The sequence below is a fragment of the Rothia santali genome (assembly GCF_024199905.1).
Taxonomy (GTDB): domain Bacteria; phylum Actinomycetota; class Actinomycetes; order Actinomycetales; family Micrococcaceae; genus Rothia; species Rothia santali.
On the sequence record NZ_JANAFB010000036.1, the window covers coordinates 23,703 to 32,423 of the forward strand.

The following is an 8,721-nucleotide window of genomic DNA, read 5'->3' on the forward strand; positions in this document are numbered from 1 at the left end:
GGCGCCGCGGCGCGCGAGGTGCGACGCCGCCCCGGCGTCGGCTCGCGTGCCCCGGCACCACCTCGCGCACCCTTCGGCACCGCATCACGCATCCCCGGCGTCGGTTCGCGCGTCCCCGGCATCGCCTCAGGCGCCCCCGGCGTCGGCCCCCTCGACCGCGTCCAGGAACAGCTCGACGACGGCCGGGATGTCCGCGGCCAGCACGACGTCGATCTCGGGCCAGCGCGCGGCCAGCCCGTGCACCTCGTCCTCGCCCGCGCGCCAGCGGCGGTCCACGACCGTCTGACCGCGCGTGATCCCCTCCGTGGAGACCTGGACCGGGTGCCGGCGGGTCTGCATCAGGTGCGGGGCCACCAGCGCGCACACGGCGCCGGCGTCGCCGATCAGGCTCGAGGGCTGCTCGCCGTCGGCGACGTCGTGCATCCGGAAGCCCAGCAGGCCGCCCAGGGCCCGGGCGGCGGCGCCCTCCGCGGCGATCAGGCGGCGGATGGTCGCCTCGTCCACGGCCACGGTGTTGAACACGTCCAGGCCGTACATGGTCATCGGGACGCCGCTGTTCAGCACGATCCGCGCGGCCTCCGGGTCGTGCCAGATGTTGAACTCGGCCACGGCGGTGGCGTTGCCCACCGAGGCGGAGCCGCCCATGAACAGGATCCGCCCGATCTTGCCGGCCACGTGCGGGTACATCCGCAGCAGCAGCGCGATGTTGGTCAGCGGGGCCAGCGCCACCAGCGTCACGGGCTGCTCGGCCTCGGTCAGGACCCGGCGCAGCATCTCGACCGCGTGCTCCGGCACCGGACGGCGCGCGCTCTCGGGGAGCTCGACGCCGCCCATGCCGTCCTCGCCGTGGACGAAGGAGGCGTCGCGGGGCTCGGCGAGCAGGGGGCGGAGGGCGCCGCCGGCCACGGGGATCTCCGGCGCGCCGACGACGTCGAGCACCTTGCAGGTGTTGGCGACGACGTTCTCCAGAGAAGTGTTGCCGGTGACGCAGCTGATGGCGAGGAGGTCGATCTCCGGGTGGCGGGCCGCGAACATGACGGCCATGGCGTCGTCGATGCCGGTGTCGACGTCGAGGATCACGGGGGTGGGCATGGGTGGGTCTCCTTCACGAGGGGTGCGGGCGCCGCCGAGGCGGCGGCGCAGGGAACGGGTGGGGGGCGGCCACCGGGTCGCGGGGACGCGGGCGGCTCAGCCGCGGCCGGCGGGCAGGAGACCGAGCACGTCGTCGAAGCGCACGGCCCCGGCGTCGAGCCCCAGGTCCCGGGCCAGCTGCGAGATCTCGGGCCGCTTGAGCTTGGCGCGCTCGACGACGTCGTCCCGCGCGAAGACCTCCTCGACCGTCCCGTCCGCGATGACCCGGCGCTGGGCCATCGCGATCACGCGGTCGAAGGTCTCGGCGACGAAGCGCATGTCGTGGGTGATGGTGATGACGGTGATCCCCTCCTCCCGCAGCTGGTCCAGGATCCGGCCGAGCAGGCGCAGCCCGCGCCGGTCCAGGCCCGCGGTGGGCTCGTCGAGGATCACGTAGCGGCACTCGCCGACCAGGATCGCCCCGATCGCCACGAACTTCTTGATCGCGAAGGGCAGGTCGTTGGGGTTGAGGTCCATGAAGTTGCCGATGCCGGCCATGAGCGCGGCCCGGCGCACCCGCTCGACGCGCTTGGCCTCGTCCCAGCGGTGGTAGCGCGGCATGTACTCGAGCTCGCCCTGGACGTCGCTGCCGAAGATCTGGTCGTCGGGGTTCTGGAAGACGTAGCCGACGTCGCGGGCCACGCTCGCGGTGGTCCTGCCGGAGATGTCCGCCCCGTCCACGGTGACGCCGCCGCTCGTGGGCTTGAGCAGGCCGTTCATCATCTTCACGGTCGTGGTCTTGCCCGCGCCGTTCTGGCCGACGATGGCCACGCGCTCGCCGTCGCCGATGGTGAAGGTGACCCCGTCCACGGCGAGGGTCCCGTCCGGGTAGGCGAAGCGGGCGTCAGTGAGTTCGATGGGCATCGGGGGCCTCCTCGAGTCGGGGTGCCAGCAGCTCGCGGGCCTCGGCACGGGTGATGGGGACGCGCGGCAGCGGGTCTCCGCGGCGCTCCAGGGCGAGCGCGAGGTCGGTGACCTCGGGCCGCAGGACCTCGGCCTCGTCCAGCGACGGCGAGACGAGGACCTCCCGCGTCGGCCCCTCCTCCAGGACGCGCCCGCGGCTCATGACGATCAGCCGGTCGGCGTACTCGGCCATGAGGTCGATCTTGTGCTCCACCAGCACGATCGAGGTGCCGCGCTCCTTGAGCCCGGCGATGATCGAGAAGACCTTCTCGGAGGTCTCCGGGTCCAGCTGCGAGGTCGGCTCGTCGATCACGACGAAGTCGGCGTCCATCGCCACGATCGCGGCGAAGGCCACCAGCTGCCGCTGTCCGCCCGAGAGCTCGTTGGGGTTCTTGGTCATCAGGTGCCGGATGCCCACCCGGTCGATGACCTCCAGCACCCGCTCGACGATCTCCGCCGGGTCCGTCCGGAGGTTCTCCAGGCCCAGGGCGATCTCCTCGAAGACCGTCTCCTTGATCCCGCTGATCTGGGTGAACGGGTTCTGGAAGACGTACCCCACGGAGCGGGAGAGCTCGCCGGGGTCCCAGTCGAGCAGGTCGGTGCCGTGGATGCTGGCCGCGCCGGTCAGCTCCCCGGGGTGGAAGTGCGGGATGACCCCGCGCAGCACCGAGCACAGCGTGCTCTTGCCGCTGCCGTTGGCGCCGACGACGCCGTAGAGCAGCCCGGGCTCGATCTCGAGCGTGACCTCGCGCAGGGCGGGCCGGTCCGCGTAGGCGTAGGTGAAGCCGACGTCGTGCAGGGAGACGAGACTCATAGGACGAACCTTCCGATGACGGCCGCGGTGGCCAGCGCGACGGCGAGGGCCACGAGCGCGACCTCCCCGGCCGGGACGGCCCGCAGCGTGCTGAGCTGAGTGTGCTTCTTCGAGTAGCTGAACGCCCGCGCGTCGAGGGACAGCGCGCGCTCCTCGGTCTGGTTCATCGCGGTCAGGAAGACCGGGGCGAGGATCGGGCCGAAGGAGCGGAGGCGGGTCAGGAGCGAGCCCTCGGTCTCGATGCCGCGGGAGCGCTGGGCGTTCATGACCGTCGTCGAGCTCTTCCCGAGATCCGTGATGGCCTGGAAGGACGCGAGGATCACGTAGGTGACCGTGGGCCGGACCCCGCGGGCCTCGAGGGCCAGCATGAGGTTCTTCATCGGCGTCATGGTGAAGAACAGGGTCAGGGCGCCGCACAGGGCCATGACCAGGAGGCTGAACTCCAGCGCCTGGAGCAGCCCGCCGGTGCTGACCGTGAAGGGGCCGAGGACCAGCAGCCGCTCGCCCGCGTCCAGGAACACGGCCCGCAGCGCGAAGAGGATGCCGCCGACCACGAGGAACAGCTTGGCGAAGGTCGAGGCGAACCGGCGGCCCACCCCGGCGAGCGCGGCCAGGACCACGTAGGCCAGGCACACGGCGAGCGAGGGGACGAAGCCGGGGAGCGCGAACGCGACGACCGCGAGGCAGGCCACGAGGACGAAGGTGTTGATCGGGTTGAGGTCGCGCAGCCAGTTGCCGCTGGTGATCGGGGCCCGGAGCCGGGCGACGAAGGCCTGCTCCTCGGGCGTCAGCCCGGCGGGGGCCGCGGGGGTCGTGGGGGTCGTGGTCATAGCGTCATCGCCATTTCGTCCTCGGGGATCTCGATGCTCTTGCGGCGCTTGGGGCGGTCGAGGTACTTCCCGCCCAGGGGCACCTTGACCAGCAGGCGGGTGGGCACGCGGCTGATGATCAGGAAGACGATCAGCAGCGTCGCGAGCTTGTCCACGAACTCCAGGGGCAGCCCCGCGACGAAGACCGCGGTGTTGAGGTCCATGCCGAGCGCGTGGAGCCCGGCGATGACGATCGAGAGGCCGTTGGCGGCGAGCCCGCCGAAGACCCAGATCGAGATCAGCCCGCCGACGACGCCGCTGGCCAGCGCGAGCGGGAAGGCGGCGGCGATGGTCCGCCCCAGGCTCTTGAACGCCCCCAGCCGGGACAGCAGCCCGGCCAGCAGTCCCAGCATCATGTTCAGCAGCGCGAAGGGGATGAGCGTGGGCGCGGTGATGGAGTTGATGAGGTTGGACAGCAGCCCGACCAGCATGCCCGGCAGGCCGCCGCACAGGGCGCCGACCAGGATGGTGCCGATGCTGTCCAGGAAGACGGGCAGCTTGAGCAGGCTCGCGATCTGACCGCCGACGAAGTTGGTCGCGATCCCGATGGGGATCAGGAGCACGGTCAGACGGCCGTACCCCTTGAGGAAGGCGGAGAATCGTCCTTGATGTCTCACGTGATCACCTGGTTTCTGGGGGTCGTGCGGGAGGGGTGGAGAGGGGTCGGGGGCCGCGGCGGTGATGGGCGGCGGAGGGTCGGCGTCGGTGCGACCGGGCCCAGCGGGAGCCGGGGCTCGCGCGGCGCCGGGGGCCGCGGCGGTGATGGGCGGCGGAGGGTCGGCGTCGGTGCGACCGGGCCCGGTGGGAACCGGGGCTCGCGCGGCGCCGGGGGCCGCGGCGTCGTCGTGCGCCCCGCAGGAGCCGCGGATCCGCAGGGCGAAGTCGTGGACCACGTGCTCGGGGGCGCCGCCGGGCCGGAGCAGGCCCACCGCGGAGCGGGCCATGCGGTCCAGCGGCTGCACCGCGGTGGAGATCCCCGGGGCGGAGAACTCCGAGTCGTCGGTGCCGTCGATCGTGAACAGCGCCAGGTCCTCGGGCACCGCGACGCCGAGCGCGTGCGCGGCGGCGAGGACCCCCACGGCCTGCTGCTCGTTGGAGACGAACAGGGCGGTCGGGGCGTCGGGGCCGGCCAGGAGCTCCCGGGCCGCCTCGCGGCCACCGCGGCGGGTGAAGGGAGCTTCGCGCATCCACTCGGGGCGGGCCGGGAGGCCCGCCTCCTCCAGCGCCGCGCGCCAGCCGCGGGCGCGCTCCTGGGCGGTCGGCACCCCGGCCGGGCCGGCGACGATCCCGATCCGGGAGTGGCCGTGCCCGATCAGGTGCTCGGTCGCGGCGCGGGCCGCGGCGGCGTTGTCGATGGACACGCTGGAGACCGGGACCGCGGTGTCGGCGCGGTCGAGGACCACCACGGGCACGCCGGCGTCGAGCAGCGGGGCGAGGTCCGGGCGCGGGCCGACGCCGACCACCAGGACCCCGTCCACCCGGCGGGCGGCGAAGGTGCGCAGTAGGCGGGCCTCGCGCTCGGGGCTCTCGGCGGCGTCGCCCAGCAGCAGGACCTTGTCCGCGCCGGCCACGGCCTCCTGGAGGCGGTGGGCGAGCTCGGCGAAGAAGGCGTTGGAGACGTCCGGGACGACGAGCGCGTAGGCGCCGCTGACCCCCGAGGCCAGCGCCTTGGCGATGGGGTCCGGGGTGTAGCCGACGGTCTCGATCGCGCGCAGGACCCGCTCGCGGGTCTCGGGGGCGACCCGGCGCGGGCCGTCGTTGACGACGTAGCTGACCACGGCCACCGAGGTGCCGGCCTCCCGGGCGACGTCGGCCCGGGTGACGGCGGGGCGGCGCGTGCTCACCGGCCGTCCGCGGCGAAGCGGCGGACCAGCCCGGCCAGTTCCTCGCGCGAGGGGTAGGAGGCGGTGGTGCCGCGGGAGGCGACCGCGGCGGAGCCGCGCACACGGCCCACAGCGCGGCCTCGCGGAGGTCGCCGCTGGCCGCGAGCCGGGCCGAGCGCGCCGACGAAGGCGTCGCCGGCGCCGGTGGTGTCCACGACCTCGGCCGGTGCCGGCGAGGCCTGGTGCCACGCGTCCTCGGCGGTCGCGACGACGGCGCCCTCCCCGCCCAGCGTGACGACCACCGAGCGGGCGACGCCGTCGGCGACCATGCCGCGCGCGAGCTCGAGCGCCTGCGCGGCGCCCTCGGCCGGCGCGGCGGGCACGGACGATCCGCCGCGCCGCTCGAGGAGCGCCTGCGCCTCCCCCTCGTTGAGGATCAGCGGGTCCGCGACCGCCACGGCACTCGCGTCGAGGTCGATCACGGGGGCCAGGTTCAGGACGAAGCGGACCTCGCGCTCGGCGCAGTGCGCGGCGAAGGCCTCGATCATCTCGGCGCGCGTCTCCCCCTGGGAGAGGCCCACGACGGCGTCGCCCGAGCGGTGCCCCGGCGCCGGCGCGCCCGAGCCCTCGGTGAGTGCGACGGCGTGCACCGACTCCCGGGAGGCGGCCTCGGCGAAGACGCGGCGCGCGGTCTCCTCGAGCGCGGTCAGGTCGGTCTCGGCGTTGGCGCCCGAGACCACCGCGATGGTGTTCTCCCCCGCGCCGTCGACCGTGATGTAGGCGGCGCCGGTGGGCGCCTCGGAGGGGGTCAGGTGCTCGGTGTCGACCCCGAAGCCCTCGAGCCGCTCGCGGACGAACCCGGCGGCGGCGTCGCGCCCGACCCGGCCGATGAGGTGGACCCGCGCGCCGGCGAGCCCGGCCGCGACCGCCTGGTTGGCGCCCTTGCCGCCCAGGCCCATCTCCCCGCCCCGGGCCAGGATGGTCTCCCCGGGCTGCGGGAAGGCGTCGACGTAGATGAAGTGATCGGCGTTGATCGAGCCGAGGAGCACGACGTCGCCGCCGGCCCCGTTGCCGTGTGAGGACTCCACTGGTGACTTCCCTCTTCCGAAGATCCGGGCGGGAGGCGTCCCGCCGAGCCGTAGATCCATCTACGCGCGTAGATTAGGTGTCTTCTACCCGCGTAGATGGCGCAGTGTGACCCAAGCTACTGCAGGCCGCCGGGAGCGTCAACTTCCGGCGGCCCGCGGCCGGAGCGCCTCAGCCGGCCTCCGGCATCGCCGCCCAGCCCTCGAGCGCCTCGGACGTCAGCAGGACCCGCGCGCAGCGCCCCGCCGCGTACCGCAGGGCGGACAGGTGCTCCTCCTCGGAGAAGTCGGCCACGGCGTCGGCGACGAGGAAGGTCTCCAGGTCCTGCATGAAGGCGTCCGCCGCCGTCAGGAGGCAGCCCAGATGGGCGTACACGCCGGTGACCACGAGCTGATCGCGCCCCGCTGCCCGCAGCCGCTCGCGCAGGTCGGTCCGCTGGAACGCGCTGTACCGCCACTTGACCAGTCGCGTGTCCCCGGGTCGCGGGGCGAGCCGCTCCACGATGTCGACGTGCTCGGGGGTCGCCCTCAACCCCGGCCCCCAGAACTCGCGCAGCAGCCCCCGGGCGCCCCGCTCCTGGTCCCCGGGCTGGGCGGTGTAGACCACCGGCACCCCGGCGGCGCGGGCCGCGGCGACGAGCCGGCCGACGTGGTCGACCAGCGTGGTCGCGGGCTCCCGGTCCGGGGCGAAGGCATCGAGGAAGTAGCGCTGCATGTCGTGGACCAGCAGGGCGGAGCGGTGCGGGGCGAGGGTCCAGCCCGCGCGGGCCGCGGGGGCCTTGCGGGGCATCGGGTAGGGAGCGATCCGGGGCAGGCTCATGCGCCCTCCCCCAGCAGCTCGCGCAAGCGGCGCTTGTCCACCTTGCCCACGCCCGTGAGCGGGAGCGAGGCCACCGCCCGCACCTCGTCGGGGACCTTGAAGCCCGCCGCACCGCGGGCGCGAAGGAACTCCCGCAGGTCCTCGCGGCCGGGCGCGGACCCGCCCGAGCCGGCGACCAGGAACGCCACGGATCGCTCCCCCAGGTCCGGATCGGGTGCGGCGACGACCGCCGCGGCCCGCACCCCGGGGTGTGCCAGCAGGTGCTCCTCGACCTCGGGCGCGGCGATCTTCTCCCCCGCACGGTTGACCTGGTCCTTGACCCGGTCCACCACCGTCAGGTCCCCCTCGGGTGAACGCACGACGACGTCGCCGGTCCGGTAGAAGCCCTCCGGCGTGAAGCGCACGGCGTCGAGCTCCCGCGCCCGGTAGTAGCCGCGGATCGTGTAGGGCCCGCGGGTCAGCAGCTCGCCGGGCCGGCCGTCCGGGACCGGGAGGTCCTGCTCGTCGACGACGAGGACCTCGTCGCCCGGGCAGACCGGCCGGCCCTGGGTCGCCAAGGCGGTCTCGGCCGGGGCATCCGGCGCCGTGTAGCAGTTCAGGCCCTCGGCCATGCCGAAGACCTGCTGGAGCGCGCAGCCCAGCTCCGGCCCGACTCGCCGGGCCGTGCCGGCGTCCAGGCGGGCGCCGCCGACCTGGAGGACGCTCAGCGACCCCAGGTCGGCCCGGGTGCGGCGCGCCTCGTCCAGCCACGGGGCCACGAGCGCGGGGACGAGCGAGGTGATGGTGACCCCGGCCCGCTCGATCAGGGCGAAGGCGGTCGTGGGGCTCGGATCCGGGCAGAGGACCAGCGTCCCGCCGCAGGACAGGACCCCCACGATCCCGGGGGAGACCATGGTGAAGTTGTGGGCCACGGGCAGCACCGCGAGGTAGACCGCGTCCGGCCCGACCCCGCAGGCCCGCGCCGAGGCGAGCGCGTTGTACCCGTAGTCGGCGTGCGTGCGGGGGATCAGCTTGGGCGCCCCGGTGGTCCCCCCGGAGAGGGTCAGCAGGGCCAGGTCCTCCGGATGGGCGCCCTCGAGGCCGGGGGCGGCCTCCCCCGACCCGAGGACGGTCCCCGCGCCCGGCGCCGGGACGACGGCGTCGCGCTCCTCCCCGAGCGAGGCGTCCCGCACCCGGTCGGTCGTGAGCACCGCGCGCACCTCGGGCAGGCCGGCGATCGCGCTGGCGGCCGGGCGGAGGTCCCGGCGGCCGTCGCGCTCGGCGAGCACCGCGAGGC

At 74.4% G+C, this 8,721-nt stretch carries 8 protein-coding genes; all 8 read right to left on the reverse strand.

Annotated features, from left to right (window positions below; translation table 11 throughout):
- Nucleotides 1–126 precede the first annotated feature (126 nt).
- Complete coding sequence (locus tag NBM05_RS12380) at nucleotides 127–1,092, reverse strand: nucleoside hydrolase (RefSeq protein WP_254167912.1); 966 nt, start codon at nucleotides 1,090–1,092, stop codon at nucleotides 127–129.
- Between the two features lie 96 nt (nucleotides 1,093–1,188).
- On the reverse strand, nucleotides 1,189–1,995 hold the full coding sequence (locus NBM05_RS12385) for an energy-coupling factor ABC transporter ATP-binding protein (protein ID WP_254167914.1): 807 nt from the start codon (nucleotides 1,993–1,995) through the stop codon (nucleotides 1,189–1,191).
- The gene (locus NBM05_RS12390) at nucleotides 1,976–2,848 is read right to left on the reverse strand and encodes an energy-coupling factor ABC transporter ATP-binding protein (protein ID WP_254167916.1); all 873 of its coding nucleotides are present in this window, start codon (nucleotides 2,846–2,848) and stop codon (nucleotides 1,976–1,978) included. The genes NBM05_RS12385 and NBM05_RS12390 overlap by 20 nt, the downstream gene beginning before the upstream one ends.
- Complete coding sequence (locus NBM05_RS12395; protein ID WP_254167918.1) at nucleotides 2,845–3,678, reverse strand: energy-coupling factor transporter transmembrane component T; 834 nt, start codon at nucleotides 3,676–3,678, stop codon at nucleotides 2,845–2,847. The genes NBM05_RS12390 and NBM05_RS12395 overlap by 4 nt, the downstream gene beginning before the upstream one ends.
- The gene (locus NBM05_RS12400; RefSeq protein ID WP_254167927.1) at nucleotides 3,675–5,561 is read right to left on the reverse strand and encodes a LacI family DNA-binding transcriptional regulator; all 1,887 of its coding nucleotides are present in this window, start codon (nucleotides 5,559–5,561) and stop codon (nucleotides 3,675–3,677) included. Before NBM05_RS12400 ends, NBM05_RS12395 begins: the two co-directional genes overlap by 4 nt.
- Nucleotides 5,558–6,628 (reverse strand): PfkB family carbohydrate kinase, encoded by a 1,071-nt coding sequence (locus NBM05_RS12405; protein WP_254167929.1) that lies wholly within the window; start codon nucleotides 6,626–6,628, stop codon nucleotides 5,558–5,560. The genes NBM05_RS12400 and NBM05_RS12405 overlap by 4 nt, the downstream gene beginning before the upstream one ends.
- 169 nt (nucleotides 6,629–6,797) lie before the next feature.
- The gene (locus tag NBM05_RS12410; protein WP_254167932.1) at nucleotides 6,798–7,445 is read right to left on the reverse strand and encodes an isochorismatase family protein; all 648 of its coding nucleotides are present in this window, start codon (nucleotides 7,443–7,445) and stop codon (nucleotides 6,798–6,800) included.
- On the reverse strand, nucleotides 7,442–8,721 hold a 1,280-nt coding region (locus tag NBM05_RS12415), incomplete at its 5' end, for an AMP-binding protein (protein WP_254167934.1). The genes NBM05_RS12415 and NBM05_RS12410, both read right to left, overlap by 4 nt.